This is a genomic window from Chryseobacterium formosum (assembly GCF_026460885.1).
Lineage (GTDB): Bacteria > Bacteroidota > Bacteroidia > Flavobacteriales > Weeksellaceae > Chryseobacterium > Chryseobacterium formosus.
Genome location: NZ_JAOVZW010000021.1, coordinates 60984 through 79185, shown reverse-complemented (window position 1 = coordinate 79185; position 18202 = coordinate 60984). Strand labels below are relative to the sequence as shown.

Below are 18202 nucleotides of genomic sequence, written 5' to 3'. Positions count from 1 at the left end.
TATTAGTTTTGTTAAAATCTTGGAATAGTTGATACCTCCGGATAGGGAAAACGTTCTTTCGTATAAATCAGTTGAATAATTGTTGTTAAATACATGCTATCACTGCGCATCTTGCAATGTGTGAAAGCAATTGTCCAGCCTGCTCTCAGATTATCGACCATGATTTTTTTGTCCCAAAAACTAAAAGCATCGATGTCTCCGTTGTGATTGCTACATATTTGTGTAAACTCGGAATGAGACAGTATGTAAATTTCATCTTCCTCTTCAATGAAGAAATTTTGTTCTCCATATAATTTGTATCCTTTATAATCATTCATGGAAAGATCAATCAGTTCTCCCTTTATATCTTCGCTGCTTTCCGTTGTTAACGCGATGACCAAACCATTATTAATGAGTGGAAGAATTCCGTCTGGATAATTGTAATCAAACGTATTATTTGAAAAGTATTTTTTCAAGCCTTTTTTAGAACAAATGAGTAAAACACCACTTGTATCTTTTTCAAATTTTTTCTTCATTTTTTGAGTGTTTTATATCCAGTCACCATGAAATGCTTTCATCTGCTCAACCGTACCCTGAAACTGTTCTTCTGTAAATGTATCCTGTAAACGCATAAGACTTCCTCGTTGTGCAGCAAAAAAAACTATTTTCTTGTCTGTTATGACTTTGAATAATGATTCGTACTTATCTTCTCTCAAATAAATATATCCGAATTCTACTTTTGTGCGCGCCAATTCAACAAAATCTTCCCCTTCTTCCAGTTCCAATACTGCAGTATTGGCAAGAATTTCTTTTACTTCCTTAAGCTGATCGCCTGATAATTTTTCTGCTTTTTCCATGTTTTATTTTATGTTCTTATTAGAGTTTGTTTAAAATTTATCTTTTTTCTCCGATTTCCTTATTTCATAAAAAATCATTTGGTTAATTTACTGTAGCATATTGTACCACAGCATCATTCTTTATTTTTCGTGTATCATAAAAAAGGCATTCCACTATATGTTCATTCGCTATTTTTAATTTTCCCGGATAATAATTTCCTGAGAAACCGGAATTGATTTTTTTAGTGAGTATTAAATCTGAATTATAAACAGAATATTCCCAAATTTTATTTTCATTCTGTGAAAGCACTACGATATTACCATTGGTAAATGCTACTACTTCTGCCCATTCGATATAATCAAATAATTTAATTTTAATATTTTTTTTAATATCATAATTAGTATTTGTTTTCGTCAGATTCATTTCGTTAAAGCCAATTCTCTGGGTTAAAAAAACAGGACCGTTTGAAGGGTCAGTATAGAATCCGCTAAGCTTTACCAAATCCGGATTGGAATAAATATGATCGTTAAAATATTTAAACTTCGTCTGATCTTCAAGGGTTCTGCCATCAAACTTAAAAATATATGTTTTGTATTTAATATTAGTCTGATCTAGGTTAGAAGTAGAAAAATAATAGTCTGAGCCCACCTTTGAAATTCCTGAAATATCTATTCTGCCATTATCCTGATTTACAAAGATTATGTGTGAGATCGGGTCTAAGATTTCAGGTAAATAAGCTTCTTTATCAGCATGAAATTTATTCAGATCAACAGTAATCATTTCAAGCTTCTCATTATATTTGATTTCTTCAGAAGCAGCTAAAACATGAATTTTATCTTCTTCAATAATTAAATCTTTCAGGTAACATGAATAGTCGTTTTTAATAGCATACGCAGTGCCATACTGTTCCAGATCCACAACTGTAATCATGGGCTGCCACTTCCCATTTGAATCTCCGTAACCGTAATCATTACCTCCAATGATGAAATTTTTAAGCTTTGTATTATAGCTGATTGTCTGTGGCCGATAGGTGGGTCTGACCTTTAAAATTTTATAATTTTGATCGGTTGAAATCATAAAATCACGATAATCATAAAATCCGACTGAAAAATTTATTGCTTTATTGATGAGCGGATCTCTTTTCTTTTCGTCTTTTTCCAATGCTTTGATTCGTCCGACAAGCATATGATTGCCCAGTTCATCAGTTGCTTCATCCTGTATTACCAACGAGAATCCTTTAAAATAAATAGTATATTCTTTAATCGCCGCATCCAGAATTCGGGGTTTTGGTTCTCTGATGTTGATACGTGAGGAAATAATTTTTGTTTTAGGAGTTGTTTTGTGTTGAGCCAATACTGGCAATCCTGCCAAAAATGTGGCAAGAATAATATATCTTTTCATAGTTTATTGACCGGTTTCAATTCCGTTAGAAATAAAAAACTGCTCCAGCAATTCTCTTTTTGTAGTGCATTCATCACCACAACTGATTTTTTGGGAACTGAACTCGATTTTATCGCAATCAAAAGCGAATGCTATATATTCAAAAGGGTTACCCTTTTCATGAAGAAATACTAATGCATTTTTTAATCCAGAGCAATCAAACTCCTGACTGATCGTTTTTACCAATTCCATTTTTTTATACCCGTAATTATAAAATAAATCAGTTAATCTGTTAAGGTCGGCTTTGTTAAGCTGTTTAGACGATATAGCTTTTGAAATATCGGTTATTTTAGGTGACTTAGAATAATAATTTAGTTTCCAGTCTTTATCATTAAAAGAAACTAACAGTACTTTTTTAGATTTATTAAAAGGATAAAAAGAAGCCCTTTAACTTCTGTAAATTTATTACGATGCAGGCAGGTCATGTTGTCAAATAGTGAATCACTATCTGATACGGTTACTGCTGGTTTGGCAGATTCGTCATATTGCTGCAGGTCAGATAAAAGGATCCCTTTGGACTTAACATATTCGTTTAAATATTCCAGAACCTGGGACAGATCTTTTAGTTTTTCCAAATCTATTTCCGGGTGATTTTCTTCCATCCAGGAGTTAAATTTTTCTGTTTTGGAAGTCAATTCCGTAACATAATTATCATAATCATTTGTAGGAGAAAGCATCGCCTGACTTACTTTTCCTGCCGTTGTGGTGATGGTCATATTCCATCTCGGAAATTTTACATCAAGCAATTTCAGATATTGTGACTGGTCTTCTACGACATAGTAGTTTTGATTTTTCCCATCCGGTTTCTTAATCACTTTAAACTTGGCAATTAGTGTTTGGGAATCTTCTAAATACTTGTTTAAAAATTCTTTTCGATCTGTAATTACTTTTGAAAATTCTCTTTTGAATTTAAAATCGGATGTTATAATGCCTTCTAATTCTTTTTTCTGATAGTTGTTGAAATAGCTTAAAAATTGATCTGTCGTGCTGATTTTTTGTGCAGATATTGTAATAGAACTTATTAATACCAATAAGAGGTATAAGTATGATTTGACTTTCATGGTTTTTATTAGTTTAATCTTGAACTTTATAGATATTAAGAAGAGTATTTTCTTTAATTAATAAAGAATTTATATTGTCTTTATTTTTCTTCATTATAAAAATTCGAATTCATCATGAATACAGGAATACATTACATAAATTAGAATTAAGCTTAGAAATAAATTTTTGTTTAAATATAAATATTTTCTCATATATATATGAGAAATATCTAGTTAAAATAAAAAGAATATTGAGATTTGCATTCTTTTTATTAAAACTCTAATCAATATTATGGTCTGATAATCGTATAGAAAAAATTAAAATTGTACGGGTTGTACATTTCAGTTTCAGTAAAAGAGGTATCTCAGCAAGTATAGGAATAAAAAAAATTCAGCTTTTTAAGAAACCTCTGCAGCCTTATCGTCTACCGTAATTCGTAAGTAGATTGGAGCAGTTCCGCTTGTTCGGATCTTATTCTTTTTTATAAAGAATAGCAGGTTGAATGTTTTGTTCATTGTGTGATAACTTTAATTGTTTAATAATTTACTTTTTGTTACCACTTTTGTAAGATGTACAATCGTTAGACTGCTTATTGGTCGGGTTTTACAGAGATTTCAGTGACCTATTTTCAAATTTTTACGATAGGTCACTAAATAGGTCACTTTTAATATGGCCTTTTTTGATTTTCTTTGATACGAGCGCAAAACAAAAAACGCTGTAAACATCAATATTTACAGCATTTTAGCTTATTTTAGTTTCTCAACTTGCGGAATGAGAGGGACTACAATCGAACATTTAATCCATCTTTTATCATTTATTAGCAGATTTACTTAAAGTTTAATCTGCTAATAGAATTTGGCAAATAAATTCTATATTTTTTAATGTTATTGAATATTACAGTTAAAATGTATAATATTTATATAATTTTAAGCATTGAACTATTAAATAATAAGTTAGCCAAAGAATTACTATTCCAATGCCTCGTATTATTTATTTTTAAAGCTAATTTGCAATAAATGCTAACTGAAAGAAATTATTTGTCGAAAATGAGCTTTGTAACTCCTGTTTAATTTGACTCAATCGAACTCAATTAAACAAGAGTATTTGACTACACTTGTATTGCCAAGTGGCTATAAAAAGACAACTTTATTTAATGACTGTATGTATTATAAAACCTCACCAATCTGATTTATTCCTGCTTTTACTGAATTTTTCACATCTTCAAATTTTCCCATTCCAATTTTCTTCGCCAGAGAGGTTGCAAATCCCTTCATTTGCTCAAATGTTATATGGGGCGGCATAGCCAAAGTATCCGGATCAGTATAGATATTGACCAAAACCGGTCCTTCATGAGTAAATGCTTCTCTAATAACTGATTCAGCTTTTTCTGGATCTTTGAGTTCCAGGCCTTTTATATTCATTAATTCTGCAATTTTATCAAAAGGCGGATTTATCATGTCAGTCTGCCAGTCAACGTATCCGGCAACTTCCATTTCAAGCTTAACCATTCCTAATGAATGATTATTAAAAACAAAAATCTTAATCGGAAACTGGTATTGCATGACAACCGCCAAATCCCCTAAAAGCATAGATAATCCTCCATCACCACTCATCGCAATAACCTGTCTATCCGGAGATGCAGCGGCAGCTCCTATCGCCATCGGCAAAGCATTCGCCATTGATCCATGATTAAAAGAACCCGTTAAATAACGATTACCTTTTGCCCGGATAAAACGTGCTGCCCAAACTGCCGTCATTCCAGTATCTACTGTGTATATAGCGTTTTCTGAAGAATAATGGTCTATAAGAGTTGCAATATATTCAGGATTAATTTTTGATAATGTTCCTTTTTTCTCAGCATAATCAGTAAATCTTTTTTCATCATCAAGATATATTTTTTTCATTTTTTTTAGAAAAGAATCGTCTGACCTTGATTTGATGTAAGGAAGAAGCGCCAGAACAGTATCCTTAATGTCACCGGCAAAACCATAATCGACATGAGCGCGTCGCCCAATTCTTTCCGGTTTTTCATCGATCTGTATAATAACTTTATCTGCAGGTAAAAATTCTGAATAAGGAAAATCTGTTCCTAAAAGAAGTAGGATTTCTGCTTCATTACAGGTCTCATACCCTGATTTATTTCCTAGAAGACCATTCATTCCCACAGAATAAGCACTATTTTCTCTGTCAAAAAATATTTTACCTCTGAAAGAATAAACAATGGGAGCATTTAATTTGCCAGCTAGCTCTTCCACTTCTTTAACTGCATCTTTACAACCATGTCCACAGAAAAAAGCTATCTTTTTATCTGAATTCAGCAATTGTATCAGCTGTGACATTTCGCTTTCGGAAGGCCTGAATATCGGATTGTTTTTAAAATTCTTATACCCTGTTGTAACATCTTCAAAATCTGCAGATGCAACATCACCGGGCAAACCTAAGACTGCAACCCCTTTTTCATTCAATGCTGTCTGAATTGTACGTTGAATCATGGTGGAAAACTGTTTGGGGGTATTCGCCATAAAAATCTTTTTACTGCAGTCTTTAAACAACAGCTCAGGATTGGTCTCCTGAAAATATTCTGTTCCGAATTTATCTGTTGCACAAGTGCTCGCAATTGCAATGACAGGGTTTCCTGATCGATTTGCATCATAAAGACCATTTACCAAATGAACATGTCCCGGTCCTGAGCTTCCCATACAGCAACCAATCCCATTAAGTTCTGCATCCATAGACGCCGCATATGCTGCAGTCTCTTCATGCCTAACATGAATCCACTCGATTGAACCATCTCTTCTGATAGCATCATTAACAGGATTCAGGCTGTCACCGGTTATCGCATATACTCTTTTAACGCCTGCACTTTTTAACATTTCGACCAAATGGTCTGATACATTTTTTGCCATAGTATTCTTTATCTAGTTGTTGAATATCATTTGAATTTATGGTATGATTGGTTTCAAAAGGAATACCAATGTTGCAACTTTGCTTAGTGCCTCAAAAGAAATTCGGTTAAAACTTTTTGCATTTGTATACAATCAATTAATGGTTATTGAATTTATTTAAATTATAGAAATCTAAAAAATTGAATACTTGTTTTAGTTTTGATCCAGATAATTCTTAAGATGTGAAATTGTTTTTATTTTCAATTCTTCAGATTGTTTTCTGCGCATCATCAACGCATAAGAATTATTAAAACCAAGTGGTTTCAGCCATTGAATTCCGTATTGTTTCTGAAATTCTGAATTGACATAATCGTATGTACTTTCTGCACTTTTGGTAACCGTAGAAAGTATTTTTTCGTCAGGTTTTAAAAGAACCAAAAGTCCGGTTCCGGTATATTCAGGATAAAAATCAATGGCGTCGTTCATCAGGGCGTCAAAGCAGATTTTCGTTCCGCCCAATCCTGTTTTCGTTTCCACTTTATAATTAGTGTAGCCTTCGATTAGCATTTTATAAATCTCAGTCAAGATATATTGTTCTCCGAAAATCTTCGAGCCAATTCTAACTGTTCCAGAGTTTTCGTTTTGTGGATTTTTGTATAATTTATTTTTAATCAAAAAATCCTTCGCTATTTTTTCAGGCGTCTGGTTGAGATAATCTGATTGATAATTAAGATCCGTCATTATCGAATCATTAAATTTCCCTTCTAATAAATCCAGCGTCTTTTCAAGCTCAGGAAATTTCTGCAACGTTTTTGTTTTAATAATCGGTGCAGCAAAATACGGCGGAAATATTTTTTTATCATCTTCCAAAACATATAAATCAAAAGCTTTAATTCTTCCGTCTGTGGAATATCCGCTAATTAAATCCAATTCACCTTCATAAGCAGCTTTGTACATTATTGCATCGTTTACAACTTTCGGATTGACGTTTAATCCATAAAGAGAACGCAAACCCAAATCTCCATCCTGTCTCCCCATAAATTCAGGCGTGAAACCTGCTTTGAGTTTGGTATCATATTTAGAATTAAATAAATAACCTGCGCCAATAATCAACAATATCACTGGAAAAATATACCATAGTTTACGAAGGTTTTGATATTTAATCTTTTGAAAAACAGCAATCAGCTTATCCAACAAAACAGCCAATAATGCTGCGGGAATTGCTCCGGCGAGAATCATATTAGTATTGTTTAATGAAATTCCACCAAAAATAAATTCGCCCAAACCTCCTGCTGCAACGAATGAAGCTAAAGTCGCAACGCCAACATTAATTACCGCAGCAGTTCTGATTCCAGCAATAATGACAGGCATCGCCAACGGAAGTTCGACCTTGAATAGCAACTGTTTTCGGTTCATTCCCATTGCTTTTGCTGCTTCGATTACTGAAGGATTTACGCCTGTAATTCCCGTATAAGTATTTCTGATAATTGGTAAAAGTGCGTAGATCAACAAGGCGACAATTGCCGGAGTTGCGCCGATTCCAAAAGCCGGAATCATAAAACCTAACAAAGCAATGCTCGGAATCGTCTGCAAAATTCCTGCAACACCTAAAACCGAACCTGATAATTTCCTTTTTCTTGCGATGAGAATTCCCAACGGTAAACCGACAATTATTGCTAAAAGTAATGACAAAAACGTCAGTCCCAGATGTTGTGTGATCTGGGTCAATAATTTTTCGTGCTGTTCTGAAACAAACTGCCAAAGACTTTGCTGCGTCATACAATCTGTAATTTTCGGTAATCGTTGAATGCCTTCATTATTGTTTCATAATGCGCTGTATTTTGCTGGTCTGAACTTAACTTTTGCAAGACATTCCAAATATTAGAATCTTCAGGAAAGTCGTTTTGAAAATCAGAAAGAAAAGGAATTAAATCTTTTAAAACTGTAACTTTATATTCTAGCAAAAGTCTATTTGTTGTAAAAAATTCTTTAACAAAATCATTTTCCGGATAATAAAGCATTTCTTTTGGAGTTCCCGTTTGGATAATTTTTCCTTTGTCCATTAAGCAAATTCTGTGTCCCAATTCAAAAGCTTCCTGAACATCGTGCGTGACGAGGATAATCGTTTTATTTTTTAATTCTTCCAAAGATTTAAATTCCGAATGAATATCGGCCTTCGTAATATTATCTAAGGCTCCGAAAGGTTCATCCATTAACAAAATCGGTGAATTTGCGATTAAAGCTCTTGCAATTCCTACCCTTTGCTGTTGCCCACCACTTAATTCATTAGGAAAACGGGAAAGAATATCTGTCGAAAGATTAAGTTTGTCTAAAAGTTCTTGTGTTCTGTTTTCGGTTTTCTTTTTGTCCCATTTCAAAAGATTTGGAACAGTTGCAATATTTTCTTTAATTGTATAATGCGGAAACAGTCCCGAATTCTGCATTACAAAACCAATTCCCATCCTCAGATTTTCAACTTTTTGATCACGGATATTTTTTCCATCAATCAAAATATTTCCGGAATCAGCTTCTATCAATCGGTTAATCATTTTCAAAGTTGTAGTCTTTCCGCAACCGCTGGTTCCCAAAAGAACCAAAATTTCCTTATCATTTGCCTGAAAGGAAATATCATCGACTGCCGGTCTTCCGCCAAAATGTTTAGAAACCGATTCAACTTTTATCATAGAAAATTATTTAGCCAAACGGATTCCTGTGAACTGCCATTGCAGACTGGTCGGGAAAAAATTACGGTAGGTATTTCTGCTGTGACCGGCAGGCGTTGCTTCCGAAGCGCCACGAAGAACAGTCTGATTAACCATAAATTTCCCATTGTATTCGCCGACTGCGCCTGCTTCTTTTTTAAAACCCGGATAAGGTAAATAGGCAGAATTTGTCCATTCCCAACGTTTTCCCCAATCGAAATGGTTGGAGGCAACTTCCCATTCTGCTTCGGTTGGCAAACGCATTTCTTTCCAGGATGCAAAAGCTGAAGCTTCGAAGAAATTAATATGGCAAAGGGGTTCATTGAGATTGATTTCCTGTAAACCATTTAAGGTGTAGTGCATCCATTTTCCATCGATAAAATGCCAGTACAAAGGTGATTTTGCCTGATTCTGTTTAACCCAGTCCCAACCTTCGGCGTGCCAGTGTCTGAAATCTGAATAACCTTCAGTTTCCATAAATTCTAAATATTCTCCGTTGGTTACAAGTTGATTTGAGATTTCAAAATCATTTAAATAGACCTTATGTCTTCCCAATTCGTTATCGAAACAGAAACCTTTGCCTTCAAAACCAATTTCATAAACACCTTCTGAAAAGCTAACCATTTCTGATTGACTTTCGACTTCATTTTGTTGGATCATTTCCTTTTTATAAACCGGAAAAAGCGGATTATGACCTAAAATATATTTGATGTCAGTCATCAATAGTTCCTGATGCTGTTGTTCGTGATTAAGACCTAATTCTAATAATGATTCAATGCTTTCGTTCATCAAATTACTTTGAAGAAAATACTGCATTTTTTCGTCAACATATTTTCTGTATTTATAAATATCTGAAACGGACGGGCGGCTCAAATTCCCTCTATCCGTACGGATTACCCTCGCTCCTACTGTTTCGTAATAACTGTTGAATACAAAATTATACTGTGCATCAAAAACTTGATAGTCCGCAACATTCGGCATCAGAATAAAAGTTTCAAAAAACCAGGTCGTGTGTCCCAAATGCCATTTCGGCGGACTTACATCTACGATTGGCTGAACCACATAATCCTCAATTTCCAAAGGTTCACAAATATCGACTGAATGTTGACGAATTTCAACGTAGCGTTTTGCCCAATTTGTAAGGGTTATTTGTTCGGTATTAAAAGTTGGATTTGTTTCCATTGGAATTAAATTTAAAAATTAGACAACCTGCCAAATAGAATCTACAAACCAGTTTTTGGAATCGTAAATATGATCAATAATATGAAATTTCGAATCTTTGGCAAGTTTGCTGATATCGTCCTGAGAAAATTTTTGAGAAATCTCCATATCAATCAGTTCATTTTCTTCAAAACGAAACACATCATTTCCGATATGTACATTTTGTTCTGCGAGACTTACCAGATAACTTTTACAAGCACCGGAAATCGGATCGTAAGTTTGGTAATGCTGAAAATTTAAAACATCGAAATCAGCATCTAGTTCACGATTCATCCTCACTAAAAGATTTAAATTGAATGATGAAGTGATTCCGGCAGCATCATTATATGCATTCAATATCGTATGCGGATTCTTTTTTAAATCAAAACCGATGATAAGAATATCGCCATGGTTGAGCTTTCTTCTGAGTTCCCTGCAAAAATGGTAGGATTCTTCGAAATCCATATTTCCTATGTTACCTCCCAAAAAAAGGACAACTTTCTTTCTGGTGGAAATTGAGGTAGCTTTATCAAGCATATCAAAATATTCGCCTTCTAAAGATGCGATTTCAAGGTCAGGAATTTCGTTATTGAGTTTTTCATTAAGTTCCGATAAAATATGCCCGGAAATATCAATCGGCATATAAGTAAAATCGACACCTTTCTCAACCAAATGCTTCAAAAGATAAGATGATTTCATGGCATCTCCGGCTCCTAATTCAATCAGGTCAAAAGAAGTGTCGCTGCTCAAGATACTTTCTGCTAATTTCTTGGTTTTATTTTTAAAAATATCAAGCTCGCAGTTGGTGAGATAGTATTCCGGCATGTCCATGATCTGCTGGAAAAGTCGGTCACCTGCTTTATCATAAAAATATTTTGAATGTAACTGTTTTGGACTGCTCTTTAAACCATCTAAAACATCTGAAAGAAATGTTTCCTTTGAACCGTTTTTTATCTGAGTTTCTGTTTCGACCTGTGAATTCATAATATTGTTTTTGGGTTTTTATGGAACTACAACTATCTTGCCGCCATAGCAGTTGCTTTACAAAAAATGTGAGATTTATCTAATTTAGAAATATGTTGAATTGTGGAAAAGATTTCTATAATTTTATTTTTTTTTATCCCTAAAGATATTTATTATCAATTGTTAAATAAAATATCCTTCACATATGGCAGAAATCGCAGTGCTTTTTCACAAACGAATTGATATTTTATAAACTTTTCGGGTATTTAACATACCACTAATTGTTATCGACATTGGGACTTTTGCCTATCTTTGTTGCAGTTATGATAACCCAAGAAAATTTGTCCGATAATAGTTTTGCTCTTGATTTAATTCTTCAGGCATTATCTTCATCTCCTGCACCGACATCTATATATTCAGGTGAAGATATGATCATTCGTTTTGCGAATGAGGGAATGTTGGCTCTTTGGGGTAAAGACTCATCTGTAATTGGTAAACCGTTAATGGAAGCAATTCCGGAATTGGAAGGGCAACCTTTTTTAGAACTTTTGCAGGAAGTCTGGCGTTCAGGTAAAACATATTCCATTTCCGAAGCGCCTGCTAAACTGATCATTAACGGAGAAGAAGTTCTGGATTATTTTGATTACGAATATAAAGCAATTAAAGATCATCATGATAAAACCTGGTGTATCCTTAATACGGCACTTAACGTAACTGCGCGCAGAGAATTTGTACAGCAAATACGAGAGAAAGAAGAAAGGGAGCACGCACTCAATGAGGAGATGGCTGCAACACTTGAAGAGCTTACTTCCACCAACGAAGAGCTCAACATTTCTATGAAGGAACTTGCACACAGCAGGGAATATATCCGAACCATCATTGAACAGGCTCCGGTTGGAATTGCCATGCTGAAAGGACCTGAGCATATTATTGAAATCGCCAATCCGGCTATTCTCAACATTTGGGGGCGAACAGAATCAGAAGTAATTGGCCGTCCACATGAAAAGGCACGCCCCGAATTGCAGGACCAACCTGTAAACAATTGGCTTAAAGAAGTTTATAATACCGGAAAACCAAAAATAAATACTGAATTTACAGTCAGATTGCTTCATAAGGATGGATTACGAGAAGCTATTGTGAATTCCATATATCAACCCATATTATCTGAAGATGGAAGTATTTCAGGTGTTCTTGTCATTCTAGAAGAAATTACTCAGCGTGTATTACAGCAAAGGAAAAATGAGAATGACCAGCAAATGTTGGCTTTAGCTATCGATGCAGGAGAACTTGCTACATTCTATTATCAACCGGCAACAAATCTTTTTTCCGGGAATTCTTTGCTTAAAAATTGGTTTGGTCTATCCTCTGAAGAAAATTTAGACCTCTCTCTTGCATTGGCGGTCATCTTGGATGAAGATCGGAATCGTGTGATTGATGCGATTATCCATTCTTTAAGCGAGAACTCTGACGGTCATTATTTCATAGAATATCGAATCCAAAACAATACTGATAAAAAGGTAAGATTGTTGCAGGCGAATGGAAGGGTTTTTTACAACCAGCAAGGTCATCCGCTAAGTCTGAACGGTACTCTTAGGGATATCACCGAACAAAAAAAAGAAGAACAGCGAAAAGATGATTTTATGGGAATGGTAAGTCATGAACTTAAAACACCCCTTACCTCCTTAAAAGCATATCTTCAGTTATTACAACGGAACGAAATAAATGCAGAAAACTCCCGACAGCAAAATATGCTCGAAAAATCTGTAAAGCAGGTGGACTATATGAACAATATGATCAATGGTTTTCTCAATGTATCAAGACTTGATTCAGGACAATTGCATATGGATAAAGTAAACTTTGATTTCAATACTTTATTCTCAGAAATTGAGCAAGAACTTCTTTCAACCAATCATACCCGTACTTTTATTTTTAAATCACCCGGATCAATATCAATATTTGCAGACCGTGACAAAATATCGCAGGTACTTCACAATCTCATTGGCAATGCGGTTAAATACTCTGCCGTTAACACGTCGATCATTGTAGAATATTTAAATATTGATGATCATAGTATAAGGGTTAATGTTCATGATGATGGAATAGGTATATCCGTCGAAGATCAGCATCGAATATTTGAACGATATTATAGAGTTAAAGATAGTAACAGTAGAACTATATCAGGATTTGGAATCGGACTTTATCTCTGTAAAGAAATTATAGAACTTCACAATGGTACTATACAGGTCGAAAGTTCTCAAAACAAAGGTACTACCTTCTCGTTTTTATTACCAATCGATGGGAATGCTTAACTTGTGAGTATTGGGATAGAGATTATTTGATCCGATTAGTATTAATTTAATTAAAACTTAAATATTTATTAGTTTCCGCCGCCTACAATCAAAAAATGATGATAGAAATAAGGGGTAAGTCTTTAGACATAGATATATTAGGATAATTGTAATATTTTAATCTCAAATTTCACCGCTTGAAACAATCTCATAACGCTTTTTAAAAATTTGCCAAGACAATTTTGTTATTAATATAATCACTGTGAGTTATGTATATTTCAACATCTTTATAAGTACCTAGAAAATATTTATCTTCACTTCTATCGGGAAATTCAAATTTCCTTCTAAAATCAGGATCATTAAGAAAATTTTCATCACTATAACTATATTTTGAAGGAGCTATGATAATTATAGGATCTATTTCATTTAATTTTAAATAATCAAAACATTTTTCAATAGTGTTCTTTTTAACACTAGCTAATAACAGCTTAAATTTTTCATCTGAAAAAGTGTTAACTTTTCATATTCAATCTTTCCTCCTGCAGATCCAAAAGTCTCAGATGTTTTCTAATAATATTTTCATCAAGTAACAGTTCTTGACGGTTTTTATTGATAAGCCAGCTTCTTTGAGTGTCGAGAATATCAATATAAATATTTCTATATTCCTCATAATTTAAAATAATTTCAGAACTGTTAAACTGATTTTCATATTTCTGTAACTGATCTTTCAACGTCGGAAAACTTTCTATTTTATCAGCATAGTCGCTCCTGATTTTATCAATCGCTACTTTTGCCAGACTGTTCTGAATGTCGTAATCTATCTCTTTGGCGCTTCTTATAAAATCCCGGTCTACCGGCGGAAATCTTTTAAGTAAAAAAGGAAGGGTAAGTCCCTGTAATAGTAGCGTTAACAGAATGACAATAAATGTAATAAAAAGAATCATATTTCTTTGTGGAAACGGAGAGCCATCATCTAACGTCATGGGAATGGATAACGCTGCTGCTAGGGAAACTACGCCACGCATTCCGGTCCATCCAATAATTAAAGGAGTTTGCCAGCCTGGTGACTGCGGATCGGCAACAGTAATAAAATTTCTCATAACTAAAGTTGTAATCAATGCACCATAACCTGCAAAAATTCTTACTACAACGAGTACAACGGTAACTGCAATTCCATACCCTATCGCTGTATAAATATCTGTATTTCCAAGGCCGGAAACAATTTCCGGTAGATCTAAACCGATCAGCATAAAAACAATTCCGTTTAACAGAAAGCAAAAACTCTCCCAGACTGTTACCGTACGTATTCGTGACGCACTGCTTAAAAAATCATGACTTCGATATGAAAGAAACAACCCACCTGTTACTACCGCCAATACTCCCGATGCATGAAGCTGTTCAGCAGCAAGATACATAGAAAACGGCGCAATAAAAGTCAGCAAAATATCTATATTTGAATCGGTAGGTAAAATTTTGTGCATCTTCAGAAAGAAGTACGCAATAGCAAGCCCGATTCCTACGCCTCCGAAGCACATCCACACAAAACTTCCAGCCGCTTCATGCCAAACAAACTGTCCTGTGGCAGCAGCTATCATTGCAAATCTGAAAATAATCAGAGAAGAAGCATCATTCAGCAAACTTTCACCTTCCAGAATTGAAGCCAGTCTTTTGGGAACTTTTACGAATTTTAAAATTGCTCCGGCGCTAACGGCATCCGGTGGAGAAACAATACCTCCCAATAAAAACCCAAGAGCCAGAGAAAATCCGGGAATAAAATAATTGGCGAAAACGGCAACTGACAATGCGGTGAAAAAAACAACGACAAAAGCAAAACTGAAAATAATCCTGCGCCATCGCCAAAGCTCTTTCCATGAGGTTGACCAGGCAGCTTCGTATAGTAAAGGTGGTAGAAAAATGATGAACAGTAATTCGGGCTCTATTTTAATGGGTGGCACACCAGGAATAAAGCTTATGGCAAGTCCCGCCAATACCAGTAAAACAGGATATGCAACTTTAATTTTATTGGCCAGCATGATAAGCATCGTAATCAAGAAAACCAGGAAAAGATAAAATTCAAAATCTTTAAGCATATGGAAAATTTATATACTTAAATATATATCAAATTTTTAAAAATTTGACATTTTAATAGTATTGATCATCAAAAAAGCTGTTACTTTTTTATTCTTTACTTATTAAACAAAATACCAAAGCAAAAACGTTTTGCTTTGGTATAATAAATTATTTTTGACCTGTAATCTGCATCGGATTTTTAGGACGGTAGACTGCAGTAAAATTTGAGGTTCCAATATTTTACTTCAATAAATCTCCCATTCCAAAGGCAGTTAACGCTTTCTCATATTGCACTTGAACAGCATCATTTGCAGCTTGGAGGTATTGTCCTGTGAAAGGGTCAACATTAGTTCTTATCGGGCGCTGACCTTTGGGTAAGCTGATTAAATTTACCACGGCGTCTGCAACATCTTGTGGATTAGGATTTAAAGTTTCGAATGCCTTACCAATAGCAGCCCCCATTTTATTAGGATAATCTGCTATCGCTTGATAAGCATCGTTAACCGAAGCATCAGAACCAGGGTTGAATTTTTGTGACATCTCTGTCGGGAAAGCACCCGGCTGCAGGATGGCAACGTCAATACCCAAAGGTCTTACTTCGTAATGCAAACCTTCACTAATGCCTTCCAAACCAAATTTTGAAGCACTGTACATTGTGGCAAAAGGAAATGAAACGGTACCAAATCCGCTGGTGACATTAATGATCAGACCTTCGGATTGTTTACGCATAAATGGCAACACCAATTTCATCAATCGCCAAGGTGCGATGACATTGATATCGAGTATTTCCTGCACATCGGCGGTGGTAAAACTTTCGGCCACACCGTTTCTGCTAAAACCCGCATTGTTTACCAAAACATCTATTGTTCCTTCTTTTGCGATGATGGTATCTATGGCGTTCTGCACACTATTTTCGTCTGTAAGAGCAACATCCAGAACGGTAATGTTTTCTATCTCTGAAAGGGCTTTTGCTTTATCTGAATTTTTACCTTTTGTATCTCTCATTGTTGCGTAAACCTGGTGTCCCAATGCTGCAACACTTTTTGCGGTAAGCCATCCAAATCCACTATTTGTTCCTGTTATTAATACAACTTTTTTGCTCATAATCTTTTGTTTTAAATTAATGATACAAATTTCCGAACTTCAAAAATGAAAACATTTACCATTTGGTAAAAAGAGATTTTTAGCGGATGTTTTTTCTGATTCTACTCAACGATTGTTGGGTAACGCCCAAGTACGAAGCGACAAATGAAAGCGGAACACGGTTGATAAGCATTGGATATTTTTCGAGGAATGACAGGTAACGGGTAGTCCCATCTTCCGAAACCAACGGACTTCTTCTGTCCATCGCTTCGGTTAAACATTTGTGTGTTATTTTAGCAGCAATCTTATCCCAATCCAGAATTGTATTTAAAATTTCGTCCCAATCTTTTTTAGAGAACACCAGCATTTTACAATCGGTAACAGCCTGTATGTAATCAGTTGCTGCTGCCTGTGCATCAAATTTTTGCTGGTCCGAAACAAAACTGTTTTCGCTGATAAAATAATAGGTTATTTCTTCGCCCTTATTATTGTAATAGCAAAAACGAAAAACGCCCTCCAAAACGAAACCAATGTATTTGGGAATTTTTCCTGCTTCGGAAAAATAATCATCTTTCTTCAGTTCCAATTCCGTTGCCTTGCTTTTGATAAAGTCGATTTGCTGTTGGTTCAAATTGCCAAAATGCAGTATATATTCAATTAATTTTTCCATTGTTGTAAAGTTAGGAAGCGATTTTAATTAAAGAATTACCATTTGGTAAAAAGTGACTCAGGTTGGTTTTATAACAAAATCTCGGATGGTTTTTAGTTATTAAAAGTAGATGATGTTTCTAATTAAAACTAGACCTAAACTCAAGCGGGCTTTGATTGGTTTTAGCTTTAAATAAGCGACTGAAAGATTGCGAATATTCAAATCCTAATTCATAGGCTATTTCTGAAATTGATAAATCAGAAGTAGATAATTTTTCTTTTGCTTTTTCAATAATCTTGTTTTGAATGTGTTGCTGTACATTTTGCCCTGTTAAAGAACGTAACATATCACTCAAATAGCTTGGCGAAAGATGGAGGCCTTCGGAAAGATACTGGACTGTAGGAATACCTTGGATTGCCAGATTTTCATCTTTAAATAGTTCATCCAAAATTTTCTCCATTTTTTGTAAAAGGTCGTTATTTACCTGTTTTCGGGTGATGAATTGTCTCTTGTAAAATCGATTGCTGTAATTGAGTAAAGTTTCTATTTGTGAGATCATTACATCTTGACTGAAATCATCGATTCTGCTTTGTAATTCTTCATCAATATTTTTGAAAATTGAAATAATAGTATCTTTTTCTTTATCTGAAAGATGCAATGCTTCATCGGCAGAATAGCCGAAAAAGCCATATTGCTTTATCTTATTTGCTAAAGGATAAGTCAATAAAAAGTCGGGATGAATCAGTAAAGTATAACCAGATTGATCGCCGTTATTATCGCTGTTTGCAGTAACCTGATTAGGCGATACAAAAAATAATCCGCCTTCATCAAAGTCATAATAATGTTGCCCGTATTTTAACTGCCCGCTAAGATTCGACTTATAAGAGATCTTGTAAAATGCTGAAGTTCGCACGTCTGCGATGTTGCTGTAATCTATCTTTTTATTGGTATTGTCGAAAAAACTAATCAACGGGTGCAAGGGTTTAGGTAACCCGAGCATCCGATGCAACTCTGTAAGTGAATTGTAATGGTAAGGAATGTTTTTGTCCTTTTTCATCTCATAAA

General features: G+C 34.7%; 16 protein-coding genes. 1 reads left to right on the top strand and 15 read right to left on the bottom strand.

Going from position 1 to position 18202, the window contains the following annotated elements; all coding sequences use genetic code 11:
* Window positions 1–11: 11 nt before the first annotated feature.
* From OF897_RS16925 to OF897_RS16880, 11 genes are all read right to left on the bottom strand, one after another.
* Window positions 12–515 (bottom strand): hypothetical protein, encoded by a 504-nt coding sequence (locus OF897_RS16925; RefSeq protein WP_267266855.1) that lies wholly within the window; start codon window positions 513–515, stop codon window positions 12–14.
* Between the two features lie 12 nt (window positions 516–527).
* Window positions 528–836 carry a hypothetical protein gene (locus tag OF897_RS16920; RefSeq protein WP_267266854.1) on the bottom strand — a complete coding sequence of 103 codons (309 nt, stop codon included), beginning with the start codon at window positions 834–836 and terminating at the stop codon, window positions 528–530.
* 82 nt (window positions 837–918) lie between these two features.
* Window positions 919–2217 carry a hypothetical protein gene (locus tag OF897_RS16915; RefSeq protein ID WP_267266853.1) on the bottom strand — a complete coding sequence of 433 codons (1299 nt, stop codon included), beginning with the start codon at window positions 2215–2217 and terminating at the stop codon, window positions 919–921.
* Window positions 2218–2220: 3 nt separating this feature from the next.
* Window positions 2221–2448 (bottom strand): hypothetical protein, encoded by a 228-nt coding sequence (locus OF897_RS16910; protein ID WP_267266852.1) that lies wholly within the window; start codon window positions 2446–2448, stop codon window positions 2221–2223.
* Window positions 2449–2597: 149 nt separating this feature from the next.
* Window positions 2598–3317: a hypothetical protein gene (locus tag OF897_RS16905; protein ID WP_267266851.1), complete on the bottom strand. Its 720-nt coding sequence runs from the start codon at window positions 3315–3317 to the stop codon at window positions 2598–2600.
* A gap of 378 nt (window positions 3318–3695) precedes the next feature.
* Complete coding sequence (locus OF897_RS21610; protein WP_323809073.1) at window positions 3696–3812, bottom strand: hypothetical protein; 117 nt, start codon at window positions 3810–3812, stop codon at window positions 3696–3698.
* Window positions 3813–4463: 651 nt separating this feature from the next.
* On the bottom strand, window positions 4464–6203 hold the full coding sequence (locus tag OF897_RS16900; protein WP_267266850.1) for a thiamine pyrophosphate-dependent enzyme: 1740 nt from the start codon (window positions 6201–6203) through the stop codon (window positions 4464–4466).
* A 192-nt stretch (window positions 6204–6395) separates the two neighbouring features.
* The gene (locus OF897_RS16895) at window positions 6396–7961 is read right to left on the bottom strand and encodes an ABC transporter permease/substrate-binding protein (protein ID WP_267266849.1); all 1566 of its coding nucleotides are present in this window, start codon (window positions 7959–7961) and stop codon (window positions 6396–6398) included.
* The gene (locus OF897_RS16890) at window positions 7958–8866 is read right to left on the bottom strand and encodes an ABC transporter ATP-binding protein (RefSeq protein ID WP_267266848.1); all 909 of its coding nucleotides are present in this window, start codon (window positions 8864–8866) and stop codon (window positions 7958–7960) included. The genes OF897_RS16895 and OF897_RS16890 overlap by 4 nt, the downstream gene beginning before the upstream one ends.
* A gap of 6 nt (window positions 8867–8872) precedes the next feature.
* Entirely contained in the window at window positions 8873–10066 is a 1194-nt protein-coding gene (egtB, locus tag OF897_RS16885; RefSeq protein WP_267266847.1) for an ergothioneine biosynthesis protein EgtB, read from the bottom strand.
* An 18-nt stretch (window positions 10067–10084) separates the two neighbouring features.
* The gene (locus OF897_RS16880) at window positions 10085–11068 is read right to left on the bottom strand and encodes an L-histidine N(alpha)-methyltransferase (protein WP_267266846.1); all 984 of its coding nucleotides are present in this window, start codon (window positions 11066–11068) and stop codon (window positions 10085–10087) included.
* Between the two features lie 302 nt (window positions 11069–11370).
* Here OF897_RS16880 and OF897_RS16875 point away from each other — a divergent pair, with 302 nt between their 5' ends.
* Window positions 11371–13356 carry a PAS domain-containing sensor histidine kinase gene (locus OF897_RS16875; protein ID WP_267266845.1) on the top strand — a complete coding sequence of 662 codons (1986 nt, stop codon included), beginning with the start codon at window positions 11371–11373 and terminating at the stop codon, window positions 13354–13356.
* A gap of 491 nt (window positions 13357–13847) precedes the next feature.
* Here OF897_RS16875 and OF897_RS16870 read toward each other — a convergent pair whose 3' ends face one another.
* The 4 genes from OF897_RS16870 to OF897_RS16855 all read right to left on the bottom strand — a co-directional run bounded on the left by OF897_RS16870 (window position 13848) and on the right by OF897_RS16855 (window position 18194).
* Complete coding sequence (locus OF897_RS16870) at window positions 13848–15425, bottom strand: Na+/H+ antiporter (RefSeq protein WP_267266844.1); 1578 nt, start codon at window positions 15423–15425, stop codon at window positions 13848–13850.
* Between the two features lie 220 nt (window positions 15426–15645).
* Entirely contained in the window at window positions 15646–16509 is an 864-nt protein-coding gene (locus OF897_RS16865) for an SDR family oxidoreductase (RefSeq protein WP_267266843.1), read from the bottom strand.
* 79 nt (window positions 16510–16588) lie between these two features.
* Complete coding sequence (locus OF897_RS16860; RefSeq protein WP_267266842.1) at window positions 16589–17158, bottom strand: Crp/Fnr family transcriptional regulator; 570 nt, start codon at window positions 17156–17158, stop codon at window positions 16589–16591.
* 118 nt (window positions 17159–17276) lie between these two features.
* Entirely contained in the window at window positions 17277–18194 is a 918-nt protein-coding gene (locus OF897_RS16855; protein ID WP_267266841.1) for a helix-turn-helix domain-containing protein, read from the bottom strand.
* Window positions 18195–18202: the final 8 nt, after the last annotated feature.